The sequence below is a fragment of the Streptomyces sp. NPDC093085 genome, from assembly GCF_040683935.1.
Classification (GTDB): domain Bacteria; phylum Actinomycetota; class Actinomycetes; order Streptomycetales; family Streptomycetaceae; genus Streptomyces.
On the sequence record NZ_JBFBFB010000006.1, the window covers coordinates 144,361 to 164,151 of the forward strand.

At 71.1% G+C, this 19,791-nt stretch carries 20 protein-coding genes and 2 pseudogenes; 3 read left to right on the top strand and 19 right to left on the bottom strand.

Annotated elements, in window-relative coordinates:
- Nucleotides 1-162: 162 nt before the first annotated feature.
- Entirely contained in the window at nucleotides 163-504 is a 342-nt protein-coding gene (locus tag AB0O07_RS19350; protein WP_365634644.1) for a DUF317 domain-containing protein, read from the bottom strand.
- A gap of 313 nt (nucleotides 505-817) precedes the next feature.
- Here AB0O07_RS19350 and AB0O07_RS19355 point away from each other — a divergent pair, with 313 nt between their 5' ends.
- The gene (locus AB0O07_RS19355) at nucleotides 818-991 is read left to right on the top strand and encodes a hypothetical protein (protein WP_365634647.1); all 174 of its coding nucleotides are present in this window, start codon (nucleotides 818-820) and stop codon (nucleotides 989-991) included.
- 4 nt (nucleotides 992-995) lie between these two features.
- Here the strand turns inward: AB0O07_RS19355 and AB0O07_RS19360 are convergent, their stop codons facing one another.
- From AB0O07_RS19360 to AB0O07_RS19395, 8 genes and pseudogenes are all read right to left on the bottom strand, one after another.
- A complete protein-coding gene (locus AB0O07_RS19360; protein WP_365634650.1) occupies nucleotides 996-1,448 on the bottom strand; it encodes a hypothetical protein in 453 nt (150 codons plus the stop codon).
- A 99-nt stretch (nucleotides 1,449-1,547) separates the two neighbouring features.
- Nucleotides 1,548-2,489 carry a DUF317 domain-containing protein gene (locus tag AB0O07_RS19365; RefSeq protein WP_365634653.1) on the bottom strand — a complete coding sequence of 314 codons (942 nt, stop codon included), beginning with the start codon at nucleotides 2,487-2,489 and terminating at the stop codon, nucleotides 1,548-1,550.
- 212 nt (nucleotides 2,490-2,701) lie between these two features.
- Nucleotides 2,702-3,370 carry a hypothetical protein gene (locus AB0O07_RS19370; protein WP_365634656.1) on the bottom strand — a complete coding sequence of 223 codons (669 nt, stop codon included), beginning with the start codon at nucleotides 3,368-3,370 and terminating at the stop codon, nucleotides 2,702-2,704.
- A complete protein-coding gene (locus tag AB0O07_RS19375) occupies nucleotides 3,367-3,840 on the bottom strand; it encodes a hypothetical protein (RefSeq protein ID WP_365634659.1) in 474 nt (157 codons plus the stop codon). The genes AB0O07_RS19370 and AB0O07_RS19375 overlap by 4 nt, the downstream gene beginning before the upstream one ends.
- Nucleotides 3,837-4,604: a glycosyl hydrolase gene (locus AB0O07_RS19380; RefSeq protein WP_365634662.1), complete on the bottom strand. Its 768-nt coding sequence runs from the start codon at nucleotides 4,602-4,604 to the stop codon at nucleotides 3,837-3,839. The genes AB0O07_RS19375 and AB0O07_RS19380 overlap by 4 nt, the downstream gene beginning before the upstream one ends.
- A complete protein-coding gene (locus AB0O07_RS19385; RefSeq protein ID WP_365634664.1) occupies nucleotides 4,601-5,206 on the bottom strand; it encodes a DUF4913 domain-containing protein in 606 nt (201 codons plus the stop codon). The genes AB0O07_RS19380 and AB0O07_RS19385 overlap by 4 nt, the downstream gene beginning before the upstream one ends.
- Before the next feature lie 93 nt (nucleotides 5,207-5,299).
- Nucleotides 5,300-6,277: a DNA cytosine methyltransferase gene (locus AB0O07_RS19390; RefSeq protein ID WP_365635286.1), complete on the bottom strand. Its 978-nt coding sequence runs from the start codon at nucleotides 6,275-6,277 to the stop codon at nucleotides 5,300-5,302.
- A 40-nt stretch (nucleotides 6,278-6,317) separates the two neighbouring features.
- Nucleotides 6,318-6,440, bottom strand: a pseudogene (locus AB0O07_RS19395) (DNA methyltransferase); the annotation flags it as partial.
- Between AB0O07_RS19395 and AB0O07_RS19400 the strand changes: the two are divergent.
- Entirely contained in the window at nucleotides 6,393-6,599 is a 207-nt protein-coding gene (locus tag AB0O07_RS19400) for a hypothetical protein (protein WP_365635329.1), read from the top strand. The pseudogene AB0O07_RS19395 and the gene AB0O07_RS19400 sit on opposite strands and share 48 nt — an antisense overlap.
- 248 nt (nucleotides 6,600-6,847) lie before the next feature.
- Here AB0O07_RS19400 and AB0O07_RS19405 read toward each other — a convergent pair whose 3' ends face one another.
- From AB0O07_RS19405 to AB0O07_RS19450, 10 genes and pseudogenes are all read right to left on the bottom strand, one after another.
- Entirely contained in the window at nucleotides 6,848-8,017 is a 1,170-nt protein-coding gene (locus tag AB0O07_RS19405; RefSeq protein ID WP_365634667.1) for a DnaB-like helicase N-terminal domain-containing protein, read from the bottom strand.
- A 100-nt stretch (nucleotides 8,018-8,117) separates the two neighbouring features.
- Nucleotides 8,118-9,906, bottom strand: a pseudogene (locus AB0O07_RS19410) (TraM recognition domain-containing protein).
- Between the two features lie 66 nt (nucleotides 9,907-9,972).
- The gene (locus AB0O07_RS19415; protein WP_365634670.1) at nucleotides 9,973-10,755 is read right to left on the bottom strand and encodes a hypothetical protein; all 783 of its coding nucleotides are present in this window, start codon (nucleotides 10,753-10,755) and stop codon (nucleotides 9,973-9,975) included.
- Between the two features lie 207 nt (nucleotides 10,756-10,962).
- A complete protein-coding gene (locus AB0O07_RS19420) occupies nucleotides 10,963-12,468 on the bottom strand; it encodes an ATP-binding protein (RefSeq protein ID WP_365634672.1) in 1,506 nt (501 codons plus the stop codon).
- A gap of 27 nt (nucleotides 12,469-12,495) precedes the next feature.
- The gene (locus tag AB0O07_RS19425; protein WP_365634674.1) at nucleotides 12,496-12,948 is read right to left on the bottom strand and encodes a DUF6238 family protein; all 453 of its coding nucleotides are present in this window, start codon (nucleotides 12,946-12,948) and stop codon (nucleotides 12,496-12,498) included.
- A 34-nt stretch (nucleotides 12,949-12,982) separates the two neighbouring features.
- Nucleotides 12,983-14,455, bottom strand: a complete 1,473-nt coding sequence (locus tag AB0O07_RS19430; RefSeq protein WP_365634677.1) for an SCO6880 family protein — start codon at nucleotides 14,453-14,455, stop codon at nucleotides 12,983-12,985.
- A gap of 151 nt (nucleotides 14,456-14,606) precedes the next feature.
- A complete protein-coding gene (locus tag AB0O07_RS19435) occupies nucleotides 14,607-16,022 on the bottom strand; it encodes an ATP-binding protein (RefSeq protein WP_365634680.1) in 1,416 nt (471 codons plus the stop codon).
- A gap of 28 nt (nucleotides 16,023-16,050) precedes the next feature.
- A complete protein-coding gene (locus tag AB0O07_RS19440) occupies nucleotides 16,051-16,740 on the bottom strand; it encodes a hypothetical protein (RefSeq protein WP_365634682.1) in 690 nt (229 codons plus the stop codon).
- The gene (locus tag AB0O07_RS19445) at nucleotides 16,740-17,048 is read right to left on the bottom strand and encodes a DUF6112 family protein (protein WP_365634685.1); all 309 of its coding nucleotides are present in this window, start codon (nucleotides 17,046-17,048) and stop codon (nucleotides 16,740-16,742) included. Before AB0O07_RS19445 ends, AB0O07_RS19440 begins: the two co-directional genes overlap by 1 nt.
- A gap of 96 nt (nucleotides 17,049-17,144) precedes the next feature.
- A complete protein-coding gene (locus AB0O07_RS19450) occupies nucleotides 17,145-18,314 on the bottom strand; it encodes a C40 family peptidase (RefSeq protein ID WP_365634688.1) in 1,170 nt (389 codons plus the stop codon).
- A 587-nt stretch (nucleotides 18,315-18,901) separates the two neighbouring features.
- On the opposite strand from AB0O07_RS19450, the gene AB0O07_RS19455 reads away from it, so the two are divergent.
- A complete protein-coding gene (locus AB0O07_RS19455; protein WP_365634691.1) occupies nucleotides 18,902-19,648 on the top strand; it encodes a site-specific DNA-methyltransferase in 747 nt (248 codons plus the stop codon).
- Nucleotides 19,649-19,791 lie beyond the last annotated feature (143 nt).

Consider the following 19,791-nt stretch of genomic DNA (forward strand, 5'->3'; position numbering starts at 1 on the left):
GGTCTTGGCGCGGCGGCCATATTGACCGGGTATGTAGTAGCAGGTGCAGCGCCGGGCGTAAGCGCATGTACGGCGGTAGCCGGGGCGAGTGGCCAAGAGCATCCGTACGGCCGTAACTCCTTGCCGGGTCGGTGTTGTTCGAAGCAGGGTGCGGAGACGTGGTCAGTGGTGGGCGACGAGGGCGGCTATGAATCCGGCGACGGCCTCGGAGGGCGTGTGGAGGCCGAACTCCTGGACCCACGGGTCGCCTGCGGTGGGCTGCACCCGGACCTGCCGGACGGTGCCGCGCTTCCAGGCGGTGGTGTCCTCGGGAAGCCAGCCGACGTAGACACGGCCGTCTGGGCTCGTCGCGTGGATGTTGGCCTCCGGGGTGTCGATGACGGCCCGGCCAAGGGTGGTGAGGAGGTCGAGCACGGAGTCGGCGCAGTGGTCGGAGGAGAGCCAGCGGCGCTCCTCGACGGCCGGGCGGACGACAGCGGGCAGGAGGGTGGCGGGGACGTTCACGGTGGCGCGCGATCCCTTCGTTGACCTGCGGTTTTCCCGACACCTGTACGTTGGCATGAGAAGTGCCGAAGTACGTAGTCCTGTTCGGGAGAGCGGCGTCTGCCGTGGGCGAACCGGCGGCCGTCGGGGAAGGGACCGCGGCCTTGGGGAATGGATCGGCGAGCCGGGTTGTCGTAAACCCGGTTGCGGCAGCGGGCCGCACGAGGCCGAAGGGGGAGCCGGGATCACGGGGCCGAGCGGGTACTGGGACGGGGCCGGGCTGGAGCGCAAGATCCGTTCTGCCGGGCGGCCGTGGAGGGTGGGCGACATCGCGATGGTCGCTGACGGCCAGTGGGCTGTCGGTGCGCAGGCCGGCGGACGGGGAGACGAAGGGGTGGTGGAGGAGCGGGTCGCGGACGGGCGTCGCGTCGAGTTGACGCTGGAGGAGCTGGCCCGCGCGGTGGACTCCGGCGTCTGGGACGCCCACCGTGACGAGGACCGCGCCTGACCCGTCAGCGGTACGGCCCCCGCCCGGCCGCCGACGGCCCGACAGTGGCTGGAGGAGCGGTCTGGTCGGGTGACTGCCCCACAGCGCGCGGTGCGTGCCCGGAGCGGGCGACAGCGGCCTGGGCCAGTCGGGCTGCTGGGGCCCGGTCTGCGGTCGCGGTGGCTTCGCGCGCTTCGATCACGTGGCTGATGGCCCGCAGGGAAGCCTGGCTCTCCGCTTGGGCAACACGGAGGTCCGCCGCTGAACTGGTGAGCCGTTCCAGGTCGTAGAAGTGCGACAAGTGGCCAGGCCGGGTGAGGGTGTGCAGACGGTTCCGATACACGGTCACGGCGTTGTCGGTGACGACCATGGTCGAGCGGATGTGCATGGCCGAGCGCAGGAGCGGGTCCTGGCTCGGAAGGCGGACGGCGAGGGGTTCCAGGGCGTCGATCGGGAGGCCCCAGGCTTCCTCGATCATGGCTGTGGCCTGGTCGAGTGCGGTGGTGTCGGGCAGGGCGGGACTCCCGGCGTTCGGAGGTGCTGTTTCGGGCAGAAGTGGACGGCCTGGGCCAGGCGGTCAGCGGCTGCGGCGCGGGCTCGAAGAAATGCTCTGGGGGCCGGGTCCGAGGGCGGGTGCGGGGTTCGGCCGGTGCCGGCCGGAGAGGTCCGTGCGGCTGCGGGCGGCCATGACCCTGAGGTTGGCGGCTGTCTGAGGGACACGGGCGGCGCGGTGAACCGCCTGGGTGACAGCGGTGCGGCGGACGTCGAGCGGGGTCGGAGCGCGAGGAACCCGAGGGGCGGGCGGTATGGCGGGAGTCAGGGTGACCAGGTGTTCCATCTGGGGGTGGAGCTGGTGCCGTTCGCGTATCACCGGGGTCTGATCGGCCATGGCTGCTGCCGTCGCGGCGATCAGATGGGAGGGGGTGAGGGCGGTGAAGCCCGCCTCGGCGCGCGTGCCCCACCCCGGTGGCCCCGCCCACAGTGTGATGGTTTCGTCGTCCCAGTCGGAGAGGCGGTTGTCGATCAGGACGCCCGCCTGTCCGTCGGGTGCGATGATCTCGACGGTGCCCCGCTCGGCCCCGCCGTCACGGGTCCAGCCGGCCTCGGTCAGTGGCCGGACCGCGTCAGCCCAGTGATAGGACGGGCTCGCGAGAAAGCGGGCGTTGCCGTCGTAGGCATCGGCTTCGGCGTAGTCATGAGCCAACGTGGTGGTGAGCCCTGCGACTATCTCGGCCGGGGTGACGTGGTTGAACGTTGCCGTCCAGCGGGGCGCGGAGACGGCCTCCTTGGACGCGGCGATTTTCCACAGCTCGAAGTCGTCGCCGAACCAGCCGATGCTGATCCTCCGGTCGGGCGAGGTGACCAGGAGCTGACAGGGGCCTTCGTCGAGGTAGTGGTGCGGCCAGTTGGCGACGGGGGCGAAGCCGGCGTCGCCGGTGCCGTTGGAACCGGCCAGGTAGCGGGGACTGACCAGCACCTCTTGGTACGGGTCCTGGCCGTAGGACTGGTGGGTGCTCATGGTCGAGGCTCCGGAGCGTAGGGGAAGGGAACGCGCCCGCGTGCGCGGCGGAGCGGGCTGCTCGACCGCCCACGGGGCCGGTGGTCAGTGGAGGCCGGGGGACGCGGCTGGAGACGTCGCCGCGCCGTGGTTCTCTCAGCGGGCGGCTGTACTGGTGCTTGACGCTGCTCGGTAGCGCGGCGGGCACGGGGGTGTCGGTCGCGTCACGGGGTTCATTCGGCAGCCTTCATCCGGGCGAGCAGTGAACGGACGAGAGTGGGAAGGCTGTCGGGGCCGTCGCCGATCCAGACACGGTCGGTCGCCTCGTTGAGGACGTACGCGGCGTCTTCGAGCAGGCCGCTGGAGATCTCCTTGCAGGCGTCGGTGATCCGGGAAGCCGCGAGCAGGGAGTCGGAGAGCACCTCGACGTAGTCGTCCGGGGTGAGGCCGGCCGCCTCGGCGGCAGTGCGGATCGCCACCAACTCCTCGGTGCTGAAGGCGAAGTCGAATTCGATGTCGTGCTCCGCGTCGGTGGGCGCGGCACATTCTGGGGCCGGTCGTCCTGTGGGGATGCCCACGCGCGCGCAGATCTGTTCCACCGAGGCGGTCAGTTCGGCGAGGGACTCGGTGAGCCAGCCCAGCGCGGAGGCGTAGGAAGCCAGAGCGAAGAGACCCGCGGGTGTGGTGGGGAGCGGCTCGTCGGTTACGAAGTCTTCGAGCCGGTCGTTCAGTTCGCAGATCACTCGGGGGCCGGCCGAGAGGGTTCCCAGTACGGGATGAAGGTAGGAGCGGCCGGCGGCCGTCGGGTACTCGGCGGCAAGGATGCCGGAGACGCTCTGCGCGGCACTGGTGAGGAGGTCTGCCAGTTCGGTACGGGCCAGGGGAGAGCGGGCGACGGTCATCGGTGGAGGGCCTTTCGGGAAGTGGCGGCGTGCGGGGCCGGCGCCGGGGGAGTTGTCGGTGCGGCCGTCGGCCGGTCGTCAGCGCGGGGAGAGCGGGAGCGGGCGGCTCGCACCCGCGCCTCGATGGCGGAAGCGCTCTCGGCGTCCGGGTGAGGACCCGTGCGGAGGTGAGCGGAGCGGTAGACCGCGTAGTCCTTTCGGCTGCCTGCGGCGACGAGATAGATCTCGCGCTTGTGGTGCGAGGACGGCGGGGCCGGGCGGAACTGGATGACCATCCGGTAGGAGACGGACGGGTCCACATAGACCTTGTGGAAGCCCGCGAGGCGCCCCTTCAGGGGCAGGCAGTCGTCGCTTCCGTGGACCAGGTTCTGTAGCTCCAGCAGCGCCAAGTCGCGTATCTCATCGGGAAGTGCCCGCAGATCTGCGATGGCGTCGGGGTGCGCGGCGAAGGCGAAGCGGGCGCGGCTCACATCAGCCTCCGAGGGGCCGGCCGCTGGGCTGTTCCAGCCGACGGAGCGTCGGGGGTGTCGATGCCGGCTTTCGGTGTCGCGGAGGCGCCGGCCGACCGGGTGAGGGCGGCGCGGGTCCGGAGGGCGGCGTTCTCACTGCCGTACTCCGGCGGCTGCGGCAGCGGGCTGTCCCGGCCGGTCAGCCATCGCCGGGCGGCGTCCTCGTCGGCGAAGGCGCCCTCACGCAGCGTGTAGGCGCGCGCGTTGAAGTCCTCCGCTTCGAGGAAGACACGAACCGGTGCCTGGGCAGCACCGGTGTCGCGGGTCAATGTCCACGTCTCGTACGGGCCGTAGTCCGAGGTGTGGCTGTCGAGGACCTTGTAGCGGGCGCCCGATGTGCGGAGCTTCTGCTCGACCTGTGTGGTGAGATTGTCGGCAGGCTTCTTGAAGGCGTCGCTGACCTGGGCAATCCGCTCGGGCGGGCCCCCGTGCTCGATCAGCCAGTTCTGAGCGAAGGACACGGTGGCGTGATATGCGGTCTCGAAGGTGAATGTGTCCCGGTCGTAGTCACGTTCGATGCTGATGGCGATGATCTGGGGGTCGCTCGGAGTGCCCCAGGCCACCGAATCATCGTGGGCGGCCAGGTAGCTGCGTATCCCGGTCGGGTTCGTGTGGTACTCGACGATGGGCGTCAGAGCACTGGGCCAGATTCCCCCGTACGCAAACGCGGAGGCGTCGTCGACCGGCGCGAGGCCGTCGAGACGGAGGTCGACTTCGCGGGTCACGAGGCGGCCCCCGTGAGGGCGGGGGCCGGTGTGGCCAGTACGCGGTGGTTGAGTCGGCTGGGGCTGGTGGTGCACGCGCCGAACGGGCCGTCGGCGGCGCGGAGGTGTACGAGGGCTTGGTCCAGGTGGTCGCGGTGCCAGGTCGAAGGGCCGGACAGGCCGGCCTCGGCGTCGGTGAGCTGCTGCCACGCGAGCCAGAGGGCATGGAGCCGGGCGACGGCCTCCGGGTGCTCGTGCCACTGCGCGCACCACGGGCGGCTGGTGCTGATCTCCCGGCCGTACACCGGGAGGAAGAGGTAGTTCACCCAGTCACTGAGGGCCGCGAGTTCCGCGGCGTACGCCTCCTCGCCCAGGGCGAGGATGAACACCGACGTGGGGCCGTCCTCCGGCGCGGCGTCGGCTGCCTCCGAGGCTGGAACATCGTCGGCCGGAGGGGATGTGGCAGGTGCGGGAGCGGGCTCGGAGCTCAGTCGGTCGAGGAGGGCGCCATGCTGCCTGACCTCGGCCATGGTCTTGGCGAGGGTGCTGGCGAGATCGTTGAGATCCCCGTCGGGGACGCGGAACGGCTCCGGGCCGGGGGCGGTCGTGCTGGGGTCGGACACGGGGTTGTGCTCCATCTGTAGGACGGCGGCGTGGGGGAGAGGATCCGGAGATTCCACGGTTTGGCCCGGCCGGGAAAACCGGGTAGTGAGGCGCTACGCCGCCGTGCAGCGAGGGCAACGCGGGAAGGGCGGGGACAACAACCGCACCGCTCGGGTGGCCTGTTGGGGCACGACGCCGTTGCCGAGCGCGGTGAGCTGAGCCGGCCGTCCGAGTCCTGGCGTGGCGGTGACCCAGCCGGGGTCCAGGCCCTGCATCCACTCCACGAAGTCGGCACGGAGCCGTCCGGCCGCGTCGGTGGGCGGCGGCGCGGGGCGGGTGAGCGTCTCCCATCGGGTGATGGCGGCTGCGTACGCTCCCCACCGTCGGTCGGCTCCCCCGCCCCCGGAGCCGATGTCGTCCAGAGCGGCAGGACCACTGCCGGCGAGGGAGGACGCGACGTCTCGCCCGGTCGGCGTCCCCGGCTGCCCGGGTGGCCGGCCTGCGGCGTGGGCAGCAGCGACGCCGCCGCACTCGGCAGGGTCATGTCCCCGTTGCCATGGCGTTGGTTGGGCGAGCCCTTGATCCCATCCGACGCCTTCGGGGTCGGCAGAAGGAGCCACTCGACCTCGTCGGCCAGGTTCGGGCCGTGGCCCCCGCTCTTCCTCTTGGACGGGTGTTGCGAGCCGCCGTTCTTCGCGATGTTGCTGGTCGGCGTCTTGAGCAGGGCGTTCGGCGGGCCAGGCGGCGAGGAAGGTGCGCTCGCGGCGGTGCGGGGCTCCGATGTCGGAGGCGCGAAGCACGAGCCACTTCGCGTCGTACCGGAGGTCGGCCAGGGAGCCGAGTACGGCACCGAGTGCCCGCAGAGGAGGCTGACCTGGGGTGTCTCCCAGACACCACGGGCAGGGTTCCACGTCGCCAGGGGAACCGGCGGGGGAGGTGAGGAGGCCGCGTACATTCTCGATCACAACCAGGCAGGGTCGGAGGGCCTCGACCGCACGGGCGACGTGCAGCCAGAGCCCGGAGCGGGTCTGGGAGTTGAGTCCGGCCCGGCGGCCGGCGACCGAGACGTCTTTGACAGGGGAAACCCGCAGTCAGGACGCACACCCGGGGGACGAGGAACCAGTCGACGGTCGTGATGTCGCCCAGGTTGGGCACCCCGGGCCAGTGCCGGGCCAGGATGCGGGAGGCGCCAGGATCGACCTCGGCGTGCCAGGCCGGCGTGCCGCCGAGGGCACCCAGGACTCCGAGGTCCAGCCCGCCGTACCCGGAGCAGAGCGAGCCGATCAGCGGACGGCGCGTGATGCTGCTCCCCATGTCACCGGCTCCGGGCGATCCGGTCGGCGGGAACTGCTGCCGCCGGGACGGTGGCACCAGGCGAAGAGGGAGCGGGAGCTGGGGGTGTGGACCGGCTGAGGGCGGCCTGGAGCCGTACGGACGGGGCTGAAACCACCGCCGATGCGGAGTGAAGGGAATCGGCGGCCTCGCGCAGGGCGATGCCGACGAGGCTGCGTGAGCTGCGGAGGTCGCCGGGATCCGGGAGCTTGCCGCGCTGGGCGTCGAAGGCTGAGGCGGCGGTTCGTAGGGCCCGGGCATCGGAAACAGAGGTGTGGTTCATGGTGGATCCCAAGAAGGAGAGGACGAAGGGCGAGAAAGGGGGGATTTCAGATAGGCCCGCGAGAGGGCGGCCGTACGGCGGCCGGGTTGGGGGCGGGACGAGGCAGGGCCGGCGGCGGCGCGGCTGAGCGTGGTGTGCTGCGGGCGAGGGCAGCGTGAATCCGCGCGGAGGACGGCCTGTTCGGCGTGGAAGTCGGGGCGGGCGGCGCCGGGGCGGGGCCGCCGTTCGCGGACTGCCAGCGGGTACGTACGTCGTCGAGCGGACCAAGCGCGTGCAGGGCGTGGTTGATGAGCTGACCAGGGGCCAGAGCGTCGTTCTCCGCCAGGGCCCGGATGGCACGCGCGGCAGTTGCCGCTGTCCGGGTGACCGAGGAGCGCATCACCACCTCGCCGAGCCGTTCGGCACTGCCAGGCTCGACGCCGTCGCAGACGGCAGTGAGCTGGTCGCCGGAGAGCGTCCCGTCGGCCAGCAGGCCCCGCCGCTGGGCCTCCCAGAGCAGGGTGATCCGATCGATGGGCTCGCCTCGATGACGCAGCGCGCCGAGGCAGCGGTAGATCTGCCCATGGGCGCGGTCGGCGAAGTCGCCCGGCCGTAGCCAGCCGGCCACGTCGTCCAGGGACTTCGGCTGCTCGGCGAGGACGGCCAGAAGGATCTGCTCGTCCTCGGCGATCCGGTCGGCCAGAGCGGGTTGTCGCGCGACCGGGGTGGTGGTCGGCGGCGTAGCGGGCGCGACGGGGCGCGTTTCGGTTCCCCAACGCCGCGCGAGATCACGGAGTGCCCCGATCAGGACATCCGCGCGGTGCAGGGCTCCCTCGACGCCACCCTGGAGGGCGTCGGCGCGGGCCGCTTGATGGAGACGGATGGCGTGCTCCGCGATGCTGCGATGGATCGCGCCCTCCAGCACCATGCGGCCGTACACCGGAGCATGCGCGGGACGCGGGCAGGCCGAGACCAGGGAGTGGGCGTACACCGTGGTCAGCCCCCGTACGTGAAGGCCGGCCTCGTCGACCGCGTCGGTCACCCACGACAGCGGTACGGGCCGCTCGGACAACGCGGGGTGGCCGTCATTTCGTAGCTTGCGCAATGCGGTGAACAGCGCCTGGTGGACTGGCCGGTGGAAGTGATCCGGAGCGAGCCGGTCAAGGCGCGAGAGCTGGCCCGGGTCGAGGAGGACCGAACCGAGCAGCGCCTGCTCAGCAGCGAGCAACGGGTTCATCCCCGCCTCCCTGTGCCGGGGGCGGGAAGCCCGCTCTCCCGGGCACGGAGGTCGGCGACCGGCGCGCGTACGAGCAGCCCGGTAGGCGGCATGGGCGCACTCACGACGACAGCCCGAAGCCGTCGCGGCCGTGGGTCTTCGCCAGGGCCCGCTCGGTGATGGCCTTCGTCGCGCGGGCGGAGGCCGGGCCGACCACCTTCGCGGAGGGCTCCTTGTACCAGGGGCGGAGGTCGAGCATGGCGACCCGGATGCCGGTGGCCAGGAGCAGCGCCTTGCCCTTGGGCAGCGCACGGATCGCGTCGGGCGGCAGGATCCGCTCGGTGCGCATACTCACGGAGGTGGACTTGCCGCCGTTGTTGGTCGACACCGAGGTGGTCTGGACATCGTGGTCACCGACCTGCCTGCTGAGCCGGTCGGCGAAGTCGGCGTCGTCGATGCCCGAACCGATGATCTTGATGGTGGCGGCGGACCAGAGGGCATCCATGCCGGCCTCGCCCCAGCATCGCTGGCCCTGCCGGTAGGACTGGAGGATCGTCATCGGGATGACGCCCCGGCTTCCCAAGTGGCTGTAGAGGTCGGGAAGATCGCTGATCTTGCACACGTTCGCGGCCTCGTCGAGGACGCACAGGGCAGGCGGGTCGAGCCGTCCGCCGGAGCGTTCGGCGACGACCACGGCCGCGCGCATCACGGCGTCGGCCGCCGCGGCGATGATCGCGCCCGCGCTGCCGCCGCCGTCCTTGCTGAGCAGATACAAGGTGTCGCGGGACGTGGCGAAGGAGAGGGGCTTGAACTCGGGGAGGTCCTTGTCCGGCGTGACCCATGCCGCGATATCCGGGTCGAGCAGGCAGCTCGCGTACTGCCGCGCCGTCTCGTAGATCCCGTCGCGTGTCTCGGTCGCGCCGGAGACCGTGCCCTGGAGCTGGGCGGCGACCGCGTCGTGGCCGGCGTCGGTGAGCAGATCGACCGGGGTCCGGTCGGCCGGGGAGGCGAGCCAGGCCAGGGCATCGGTGATCGGGCGGCGGTGACTGGCGGCGGCGAGGAACAGCGCACCGAGCGTGTTGCTCGCGGCGGTGGACCAGAAGTCGGATCCGTTCGACTCGTCCACGCTCGCGGCGACGAAGTGCCCGGCCAAACGCTTCGCCCCGGCCAGGTCGCGCGCGTCGGCGAGGATGTCCCACCACATCTCGCGCGGATGGTGCGCGATCTGCTGCGGGTCGAGCGTCCAGATCGCACCGACCTCGCCCCGAGCGTCCACCGTCGCGGTGAAGGCGTCGTTCGCGGCCTTGTTACTGGTGAGCAGGACCGGGCCGGGCGCCGCGAGAATCGCCGGGATCGCCAGCCCGGAGGTCTTCCCGCTGCGCGGGGCCATGATCGCGACGATCACGTCCTCCCAGGAAGCGCGGACCTCTGCCCGCCCCGGGGCGAGGGTGCCGAGCAGGATGCCGCGGTCGGCAGGGGCGACCTCTTTTACGCTCCCGGTCGATGAGGGATGGCCGCAGGTCCTTCGCCTTGGCGGTGATCTCCTTGTCCAGCAGCGGCGCCAGGTCTCCCTTGCGAGCGAGACCGGCCTTGGAACCGGAGCGCCAGCGCATCCAAAGGAGTACGCCGGTGGTGGCCAGGGCCAGAGTGAGCAGGGCCGGGGCTACCCGGGCGCCGATCAGCAACGCGTTGGCGCTCAGGCCCGGCCACAGCACCTCGGGGTGCACCAGGGCGTCGGTGGCGTGGAACGGGGCCCATGGGCCGCTGCCGACGAAGGAGTTGGTGAGGTTACCGGTCAGCCAGGCGAGGGAGCCGCAGGCCATGGCGGCGCCGAGGACGCCGAACAGGAGATAGAGGAGCGCGTCCGACCCGGTGGTGGTCGAAGGCGCGCTGGTGCGCGGGGAAGACACGGCGGTTCCTTGGGTGTGCGAGCGGGCGGGGGCGGGGCGCGCTCGGTTCTCTTGCAGCTCACGGGCCTACCTCCTGCCCGTCATCGGCGGCGCCGCGGGCGGCGGGATCACCGCCGCAGACCAGGGGTGTGCGGCGGGCATACGACCCGCGCTGGGATGCGCCGCTTCGTCGCCGTGGGCCGGGGAGACCTTGGCCTTCGCCGCAGCCGGCGACGTGGCCAAGGCAACGCCCGCAGGGTCGGCCAGCCTGGCGGAGGGCGCTCGCGTCGCGACCGGAGGCTGCTGCACTTTGCCGACCTGACGCAGCTCGGCGTCGGAGTCGACGAGTTCCGACTGCGCCGAGATGACGAACTCCGAGGCGGTGTCGAACCGGTCGGCGAGTGCGTACGCCTCGTTGTCGAGGCCGTTGATCTGCTCGCCCGCCGCCTCCAGTGCTTCGCGCACGCGCTCCAGGGCGCCGTGCTCGGGATGAAGGAGGTGCTCGACCGCTCGCCGGAGGTCGGGCCCGTTCTCGGCCGCCCTGATCCGGTCCGTGATCTGGAGGAGTTCCGCTCCGGCGGCGTAGGGCCCGAGGGGGTGTGCCGGAGTACTCATCCGGGCCGTATCCAGGGAAGGCGCGAGGTCGACGCTGTAGCGGGCGGCGCGGAGCATCTCGGCCGCGTGGGTGGCGATGGCGACCTTGTCAGCGATGGGGATGGTGGTGGGGAGGCGATGACGTCGTCCGTACCAGTCGTCGATCTGCTGGAAGCCGGCGTGCTTCAGGAGCGAGGCGGAGAGATCGTCGGTGGCCCCCTTTGCCACGACGCTGCCACTGAACTCGGATGTGATGGTGATGGAAGGAGCAGGCACGTAGGACTCCTGGGTGTGGGGGCGGACCGTCGGAGAGAGGGTCTGCCGAATCTGAGATTTGGCCCTGCCGGAAAGTGCTGATAAGCGACCGGATTTGCCCAGGACGGGGAGTAGTTCGAGGGGGTCGAGGGGATGTTCCCCACCGGTTTCCAAGAGACCTCCACTCAGTGCCGACAGGTAACTCCCGTACCGGTAGGTTTGGTTGGCCTAGGCCGCCATGCGGGCATCGGTGTCGAACAGCTCGCGCTCAGCCGGATGCAGGATGTGTTGGGTGATGAAGCTCCGACCCGCGACCTTCCACAGGCCCCGGCCTTTGGTCAGGGCGGATACCGCCTGGGTCTCGATGCCGGTCAGGCCGAGGAGCGAGGCAGCGGCGGCGAGTTGGTCGGGTTCCTGGCGGTAGATGATGCGGGTGGAGCAGTCGGCGAGGAGGCCCTCGGCCAGAACTCGCCCGCGTGACCCCGCGTCGCCCGCGCTGAGCAGGTCGCTGAGACGGTGGATGACCATGAGGTTCGCGATGCCGAGCCCACGGGAGAGCTTCCACTGCGACTGCATGCGTTCGAGCAGGCCGACATGGCGCATCACCCGCCACGCCTCGTCGTAGATCACCCAGCGTCGGCCGCCGTCGGGGTCGGCGAGGGCGCTCTCCATCCATGCTGATGCGCAGGTCATGGCCAGGACCAGGGCGGTGTCGTCGCCGGAGCCGCCGAGCCGGGAGAGGTCGATGGAGAGCATCGGGGTGGTCGGGTCGAAGGCCACCGTCGACGGAGCGTCGAACATGCCGCTCAGATCGCCGTGCACCAGTCGGCGCAGGGCGTGCGCGAGGTCCTGTGCGGCGGGTCCCATACGTCCGGCCTGGTCGCCGAGGGCCCGGTCGAGGCGCTCGGGCGAGCCGAGGGCATGCGCGATCTCGCCGAGCAGCGGCACCGTGCCCCTGGCGTCGGCCTCGGCGACCACCAGGTCGAGCGCGAGGTCTAGAGCGGTGTGCTCCATCGGCAGGAGATCGCGCTTCAGCACGGTGCGCGCCAGGCCGGCCAGGAGCAGGAGGCGGCGCTTTCGGACCTCGGTCGACCAGTCGCCCTCGCTCACCGAAGCGGGCCGGGCCGGAGCGTCCAGGGGGTTCAGCCGACCCGGAAGCCCCGGCCCGAGCGCGATGCTGTAGCCTCCGAGCGCCTGCGCGACGGCCGTCCACTCGCCCTTGGGGTCGCAGGGCACGTAGACCCGGTAGCCGTGGGCGATCGCCCGGGTGGCTATCGACTTGGCCAGCGCGGACTTGCCCATGCCGATGATCCCGGCCAGGACGGCGTTCGGGTTCGTGAAGCCCTCGATCCGCCCGCTGCTGTACAGCGAGAACGGGTCGTAGCAGAACGCGGCCTCCGCGTGTACGTCCCGTCCGATGAAGATCCCCTCGGCGCCCAGGCCGCCCTCCGCGAGGAACGGGTAGGCGCCGCTGACGGTGGCTGTGGTCATGCGGTGGGTGGGCAGGGTGAGCTTGCCGCCCCGTGCCGAGGAGGGGCCGGGGCGTCCGGACGGTGGGTAGGTCGGGCGCAGTTCCGGGTCGGAGGTCTCCTCGGCGCGACGTCGCGGCGGGGTTCCGGCGAGGCGGGCCTGACGGCGGGCCTCGGCGAAACCGGCGCGGGTCGCTCGCTGTTCGGTGCGTGATGCCTTGCGGGGGACGAACAGAGGGGAGGCGGTGGCGCGGGTGCGGGGCATGAGGGTTTCTCCGGACGGAAGGTGAGGTCAGCGGCGTACGAGACCGGTGAACGGCGTGTGCAGCTCGGCCGGGGTGATGCGGCGGCGCACCAGGTGCGCGGTGCGCTGGTGGCGCTGGCAGACGGTCAGCTCCGGCGCCCCTTCGGGCAGGCCCGCCCGGCACGCCTCGCGGTCGGGCACCTCGCCGGAGTCCGGCCGGGGTGCGGCGTGGTACGCGGCGTGGACGTGGTCGGCGGCCTGCCAGATCCGGATGCGTACGGCGCGGAGGTGCTCGCCCTCGACCGGGACGAGCCGGCCGGTACGGGCGGCATGGGCGTCGAGCAGGCCGTACAGCGAGACGAGATGGGCGTGCAGGGCGTCCAGCTCGGCGCGGGTGGTGACGAGGGGGCCGCCCGGAATGTTGAGCGTGCGGTGGAAATCGAGTGCGGCGGTGGCGAAGGGCACGAAGTCCTGCGCGATCGGACTGGCGGTGCGGGACATGGCGCTGCTCATTCGGAGGAAGGGAAGGCCGGCGTCAGACGGTGAGGGCGAGCGGCATGGCGGCGGCGGTGAACGCTTCGGCCTGCTGCCAGGTGAGCGGCCGGAGGTCGAGCTGGGCGCCGACGGCCGCGGTCTCCACGACCGCGCAGGCGGAGCGGAGTTCCTCCTCGGAGTCGGCCGAGACGGTCAGCAGGCCGGTCAGGGCGACATCCGCGTGGCCCGCGATGAGCTGGCGCTCCCGGGACTTGATGTCCTGGTACTCGATCGAGTCCGCTTCGGAGTCGACCTGCCCCCGCCGAGCTCGCTCGGCGGCATCGGCGATCACGCTGGCCTTCCTGCGCTGGACATCCCGCAGCGCGGCCTCCAGCCCCTTGGGCTCGTACGACAGCGACAGGGTGCGCCGGACCCCGGCAGTGAAGAGGAGCTGGTGCAGGAAGCCCGCCGAGGTTTCGGTGCGGGGCCAGTTCTCCACCCAGTACGTGGTGTGGACGGCCGAGTCGGTCATGATGTGGTTCGCCTTCTCGACGACCACGACGGGGCCGGCGGCGGATGGCTCGGCCTCCGGGCGACCGGCGGTGGACCAACGGTCCAGCGGCGCGAGCGCCTTGGGGTCGTACGCCGTTCGTACGACGGGCGCGATCTCGCGGGCGGCGAGCCAGCCGGTGGGGTTGAGTCCGGCGGTGCGTGCGGCCTGATCGAAGGTCGAGGTCAGCTGTGCCAGGACGCTGAAGGCCCCGGTGAGGCCGCCGCCGGCCTGGTTGATCAGCCGCCGTGCCGCCTTGGCGTCGAGGGACACCGCGACGTACGCCTCGTGCGGTGCCGCGGCCGGGCCCGCGCTCTGGATCAGCTCGCTGTAGATCGCGCCGGCCACGGGTGCGTCGGGCCGGCCGTGCTCCTCCCAGTACCGGCGCAGGGTGTCGCCGGAGTCCGGGACGGTGCGCTCGATCACCTGGATACGGGCGACCTGGCCGGTGCGGGCGAGCGCGGCCAGTGCCCGCCCCCAGCCGTTGACGTTGGCGTTCTGGGTGCCGGGGTCGAGCAGAGCGTAGGCGCGGGAGGAGACCTTGACGACGGCGGTCAGGGTGCCGGTGTGGGGGTCGTGGACCGCACCGTACCGGCGGTCGGGGGCGGTGACCACACGCAGGCTCGCCGCGGTGCCGGGCAGGTGGAGCAGCCCTTCGCGGTTCGGGCGGCGAGAGGGCCGGGCGAGCCAGATCAACTGGCCTCGCATCCGGCGCAGTACGTACCGGGTGACGATCGGAGCCCAGTCGGCCAGGGCCCGGCCTCGGTGGCGGACGAAGACGAGGAGGGCGATGGCGGCCCAGAGGGGAACGAGTTCGAGGGCACCGACCACGCCACGGGCGAGGATCACGCCGAGGAGAAGGAGGCCGGTGAGGCTGACGGCGATCAGTTGCGGGGCGGTCAGGCCGAGCAGGATGCCGCGCCGTGAGCGGTGCGGGAATTTCACGGCGGCCGTGGTGGCTTCGGCCTCGGACTTGTCGGACATGGTGGTTCCAGACGGTGGGAGCGGGCGGAGGGCGGGGTGTGCGGCGCTCTTCTGGAGGTCATGGCGGGGCTCCGTTCGGGCGATCGGTGATCGGAGATGGTGGGGGTACGGGGGCGGGCCGCGTGCGCGGCCCGCCCCTGATTACGGCTGGTCAGGGCCGGGAAGGCGGCTGTTCGGGGCACAGCCAGCTCGTCGGCGTCGGGGAGCCCGTCGCCGAGGGACCCGTGGCGGACGGCGGTGGCGCTCCGGGGCTGCTCGTTCCTCCGGGTACGGGGCCGGCGGACGGCGCGGAGCCGACGCGGGTCATGGTGCCGCCCGGAGTCGACGTGGCGGTGAACTGCCCTGCTGGGACGGCTTCTTCGGAACCTTTCGACGCACCCTCGCCGGGCCGGGTGATGAGCGGAGGGATGCCGGGGCGCTGGATCAGGGCGCGCCCCTTGTCGCCGGAGGCGTTGGGGTCTTCGCCGTAACGGAAGCTGGTCCGTGGCTTGGACGGCCCGGCGGCGATGCCCTCCTTGCTGAGGTTGCCGCCGGTGGGGTTGATGCCGGAGACGACGCCGTCGCTGCCCGTGCCGGGGACCTGGCGTGGACCTTGCGGTGCGGGAGTGCCGGTGCCGACCTGCATCGCCAGGCTGCCCGCGGTCTTCGCGGCCCCTGCGGCGACGGCCATGCCGGCGACGCCGGTGCGGTGCAGGTCGTCGTGGCCGCCTCCGTCGCTGGCCCAGTGGACGAACTTGTAGGTCGCGTACGGGCACAACAGGACCAGTACCATCACGACGATGCCCGCCATGGCGTCGGACAGTGCGGCCAGGCCGTCGTGGGCATCCGATTTGCCCATCGCCGAGACGCCGATGAGGAAGACGACGGTCATCAGGAGTTTCGAGACGATCAGTGTGGCGGTGGCCTCGATCCAGCCGCGCCGCCATCGTTTGGCGACTTCCCAGCCGCCGCCGGATCCGGCGAAGACGGCGAGGGCGACCAGGATCAGGACGCCGGCCTTACGGGCGACCATCACTCCCCAGTACAGGAACGCGCCGATGGCGCATCCGAGGGCGACCAGGGCCGGGACTCCCCACCCGAGGCCGTACATGGCCCCCAGTTGGTTGACCTTCACCACCCGGCGGATCGCGTCGTCAACGGAGCTGTTGGCCGCCTTGAACAGGCCGTCGGACAGCGCGTCGACGACGGTGATGGCGACGGTCGTGAAGGCGATGGCGCTGAAGCTGAAAAGGACGCCGGTCATCGTGCCGATGGCGGCCTGGGCCAGGGCGCGTTCGTCCCGTCGCCAGGCCGCGAACATCAACTGGATGCAGAAGGTGCCGACGGTCAGGGCGAGCCCGATGGGGAGCAGGAGTTCGTAGTTGTCTCGGAACCATCCGGCGTTGAGATCGATGGCGGTGGTCGCGTTGACCGTCTTCGCGGCGAGATCCGCGGCGCTGGCGGCCAGTTCACCCGCCGACTTCGCGATCCATGCCCCGATGCCGTCGGTGACGGACCCGGCGGGGTTGGAGACGAAGTCGACAGCACCGCACACCTGGTCCATCAGGGGGAGGTCACAGACTTCCATGGCGATACCTCCTTTCTCGGGGTGGGTGTCAGGGCGCGACGGACGGCATGACGCCGGCCAGGGCGCAGGAGCGGGAGGGACGGCACTGGACCGCGAGGGTGGTGACGCGGCTCTCCGCACCACCGGCGGGTGAGCCCTTCCAGGCGATCGACTGTTTGCCGGAGACGGTCACCGCGTAGACGTACGCCTGCGTGATCGTTCCGGGATTCGCCTGGAGGGCCCGGGTGAACGAGTCCGGAAAGTGGCCCTCGTACACCGTGGCCGTGGCGAGCTGGTCGTTCGCGGCCATTTCCTTCCACAGCACGGGCGAGGGGACGACCGCGTCGACCGAGGCGGGGTCGGCGTACTCGCTCTCGGCTGTCAGCCATCCGTGCAGGGCGGTCAGCAGCTCTGCACGGGAGTACGCGCGGGTGTCGTAGGACCACAGTGCGGCGGCGGCTGCCTTCCCGAAGGCGATCGGATCGTGGGTGTCCGGTGGGACCGGGAGACCGTGAGGGCGCGCGCTCGACGAGGCCGAGCCGGACGGGGAAGCGGCCGAGGAAGGCGCGGAGCCCGAACCCGTACGCGCCACGGGAGGCTTGGAGACTTCCCGGTTGTCGCGGGTCAGGTAGGCGGCCAGACCGGCGAGGGCGACGAGCACCAGCAGGACGCCGGTGCCGAGCAGCGCCCGGCGGCGCATACGAGATGCGCCGCCGGGGTTCGAGGCGGGGGAGGGCATCAGTGGACCCGCGTCCCCAGCGTGCTGAAGAACGCGACCACGCCGTTCGCGGCACCCAGCAGAAGGGCTGCGCCGGCGCTCACCACCACGCCCTTCTTGCCGTTGGCCTCGGCCTGGTGGCCGCCGGAGTGGTGGCCCCAGGCCCATACGCCAGCGCTGACGGCGAGCGCGCCGACCACGGCGACGATGCCGAAGAGGTTGATGGAGCCCATCACCTGCTTGAGGACGGCGAGGCCGGGCAACCCGCCGTCGTTCGGCTTTATACCGGGGTCGTAAGCAAGCTGGACGACCTTGCCGGCGAGAAACATTACGAACTCCAGTTCGATTTATTGCGCGCTGAAGCCCACGAAGGCGGAGCGGCGGTGCGAGAAGCGAGGGAGGAGACGGGGAGGGGGAAGCGCCGGTCAGACGACTCGGCGGGCCGCGAGAATGCGCGATTTCCAGGAGGCGAGGGTCGCGACGCGGACCACGTCCCCGGTGTGCGGGGCGTGGACGATCAGGCCCTGGCCGATGAACATGCCGACGTGTTCGGGGACTTGGGCCGAACCGTCGGTGAAGACGAGGTCACCGGGCCGCAGAGCGTCGGCCGAGACCTTCTTGCCCGCCTTGACCTGCGTGTACGTAGTCCGGGGCAGGGGGACCCCGGCGGCCTTGTACGCCTGCTGCATCAGGGAGGAGCAGTCACAGCGGCCCATGGGGTCGGGTCCGTGGGAGTCGGTACAGCTTCCGCCCCACTGATACGGAGTGCCGAGCTGGCCGAGCGCCCAGCGAATCGCCGTCCGGACCTTCGGCGAAACGCCGGACGGGATCTCGTAACCGGTCGGCACCGCGCCGGCCGGGATGGTTCCGAAGTCGGTTCCATCCCCGTCGGTCGCACAACCGCTCCCACTCCCGCTCCCGGTCGCCGTCGTGGTCGTGGTCGGAGGGCTGCCGGTGTCGGCCGAGCCGGATGCGGAAGGACTGGGCGACGCGCCGCCGTTCTGTGACAGCAGGGGCCCGATGGCCTTCTGCAAGGCGGTGGCCAGCGGCTCCCACTTGGCGTACGCCTCCGGGAAACCCGATCGCTGTACGGCCTGGGCGGCCTGAGTGACGGACAACGACTGCCAGCCCGGGACCTTTTCCAGCGCCTCGTAGAACGTGGTCGAGGCGTGCACCGGGTCGAGGACCTCGTTGGCTGTGCCCCAGCCCTGCGAGGGCCGCTGCTGGAACAACCCCAGCGAGTCGCGGTCGCCGTAGGTCAGGTTCCGCAGACCGCTCTCCTGGAGGGCGGTTGCCAGAGCCACTACTTGTCCACGGGCCGGGATGTTCATGGCGACGCCGGTGGCCTGGATCGTCTTGGCGTTGGGCACCTGTTCGGACGGGTTGTCCAGGCCGGGAACGGAGACCGTCTTCTGGCCGCTACCGTCCAAGATCGCCTTGACCTGGGAGGCCACCGCCGAGGTGTCCACAGCCTGTGCGCCGTCGGCCGAGCAGGAGGCCGAAGCCGTCCCGGCACCGACGGCGAGGATCGGAACGGCCAGCAACAGCGGGCCGGAGGCGAAGAGACCGACGACGGCTCCGGCGGTCTTCTTCACCGCCGCCGCCGACGTTCACCGGGACGGCGGGGCCTGCCGGACAGCGGTGCCGGATCGACGGGCGGGGGTGTGAGGGCATGCTGCATCGCAGCGGCTCCTTGTGGTTCGTAGGAGGCGTGGTGCCGACTTCTCGTGCGAAGCCGTCGGCACCACGCCGATGTGAATCCGCCGCTCAGGGCGGGCCCGGGGCACGGGAGTTGGTAGCTCCCGGACGCCGGTGTCGGGTCAATGCGCGGCAGTCGGCCGCGCTCGTAATCTCAGTCGACGCACAGGGGTCTCCTCATGGCCTCGCGAACGAGGGGGGCAACGGGCCTTCCGCGCCGTCCCTTCGGACGAGACGACACGGATAAGCACAGGTCAACGGGGTTGGATCGGTGATCCGACCCGGTGACGTGGCGAGACAGTAGACCGCGATTCCGGCCGCACCAAACGGCTCCCGAAGCCGGCCTCCGAACCGCGCGGCGGCTCGTTAGTCGCGGCCGGAATTCGCCGTTACCCTTCAGCGCAACCCCGCTCGGACCGCACGCGGCCGAGCGACGTTCGAAGCGGGTTTCCAGCCCCGCCGCGCCCTGAAAGAGGCCCCGTACATGAGCTACACCCTGCACCGAGGCGACGCCCTCACCGTGCTGAAGACTCTCCCGGACGAGAGCGTCGACGCGGTCATCACCGACCCGCCGTACAACTCCGGCGGACGCACCAGCTCGGACCGCACCGGCCGCACCGCGCGAGCCAAGTACGTCACCAGCAACAGCGCGCACGACCTGCGGGACTTCCCCGGAGAAAACCGCGACCAGAGGAGCTACCGGAGCTGGCTCACCGCCCTGCTCACCGAGGCGTACCGGGCCTCCACCGAGCACGCGGTCGCCGTCGTCTTCTCGGACTGGCGTCAGGAGCCGACCACGTCCGACGCCCTACAGATGGCGGGCTGGACCTGGAGCGGCACGATCCCGTGGATCAAGCCCGCCAGCCGGCCCCGCAAGGGCGGGTTCAAGCAGTCCGCCGAGTTCATCACCTGGGGCGTCAAGGGCACCCTGGCCAAGGACCAGGACCTCTACCTGCCCGGCCACTTCATCGCCTCCCAGCCCCGCAAGGACCGCGTCCACATCACCCAGAAGCCCATCGAGATCATGCGGCAGCTCGTCCAGATCTGCCCCGAAGGCGGAATCGTCCTGGACCCGTTCACGGGCAGCGGCTCAACAGGGATCGCAGCCCTCCGCGAGGGCCGCCGGTTCGTGGGAGTCGAGCTGTCCTCGCACTACGCCGACGTGGCCGAGCAGCGGCTCCGCGCGGAGCTGACGCGGGACGACTTCGTCCTGGCGGGACCGGAGGAGTGATCACGAGAATCGTGCTGGAAGATGCGGGCCATGAAGGCAAAGGGGGTTGGTGCACGGGAGACCGATGTGCCAGCCGTCCTTCGCCTCCGGCTCCCACCTGTGGGTTACAGAGGCGTTACTGACTGGATGGGATGGGCTCCATG

Bases quoted from the DNA above. Each gene is read 5' to 3' on its own strand.
- AB0O07_RS19440 (WP_365634682.1), bottom strand. From the start codon at position 16,740: ATGCCCTCCCCCGCCTCGAACCCCGGCGGCGCATCTCGTATGCGCCGC.
- AB0O07_RS19455 (WP_365634691.1), top strand. From the start codon at position 18,902: ATGAGCTACACCCTGCACCGAGGCGACGCCCTCACCGTGCTGAAGACT.
- AB0O07_RS19425 (WP_365634674.1), bottom strand. From the start codon at position 12,948: ATGTCCCGCACCGCCAGTCCGATCGCGCAGGACTTCGTGCCCTTCGCC.
- AB0O07_RS19445 (WP_365634685.1), bottom strand. From the start codon at position 17,048: ATGTTTCTCGCCGGCAAGGTCGTCCAGCTTGCTTACGACCCCGGTATA.
- AB0O07_RS19360 (WP_365634650.1), bottom strand. From the start codon at position 1,448: ATGATCGAGGAAGCCTGGGGCCTCCCGATCGACGCCCTGGAACCCCTC.
- AB0O07_RS19435 (WP_365634680.1), bottom strand. From the start codon at position 16,022: ATGGAAGTCTGTGACCTCCCCCTGATGGACCAGGTGTGCGGTGCTGTC.
- AB0O07_RS19365 (WP_365634653.1), bottom strand. From the start codon at position 2,489: ATGAGCACCCACCAGTCCTACGGCCAGGACCCGTACCAAGAGGTGCTG.
- AB0O07_RS19420 (WP_365634672.1), bottom strand. From the start codon at position 12,468: ATGCCCCGCACCCGCGCCACCGCCTCCCCTCTGTTCGTCCCCCGCAAG.
- AB0O07_RS19355 (WP_365634647.1), top strand. From the start codon at position 818: ATGGTCGCTGACGGCCAGTGGGCTGTCGGTGCGCAGGCCGGCGGACGG.
- AB0O07_RS19430 (WP_365634677.1), bottom strand. From the start codon at position 14,455: ATGTCCGACAAGTCCGAGGCCGAAGCCACCACGGCCGCCGTGAAATTC.
- AB0O07_RS19370 (WP_365634656.1), bottom strand. From the start codon at position 3,370: ATGACCGTCGCCCGCTCTCCCCTGGCCCGTACCGAACTGGCAGACCTC.
- AB0O07_RS19405 (WP_365634667.1), bottom strand. From the start codon at position 8,017: ATGAACCCGTTGCTCGCTGCTGAGCAGGCGCTGCTCGGTTCGGTCCTC.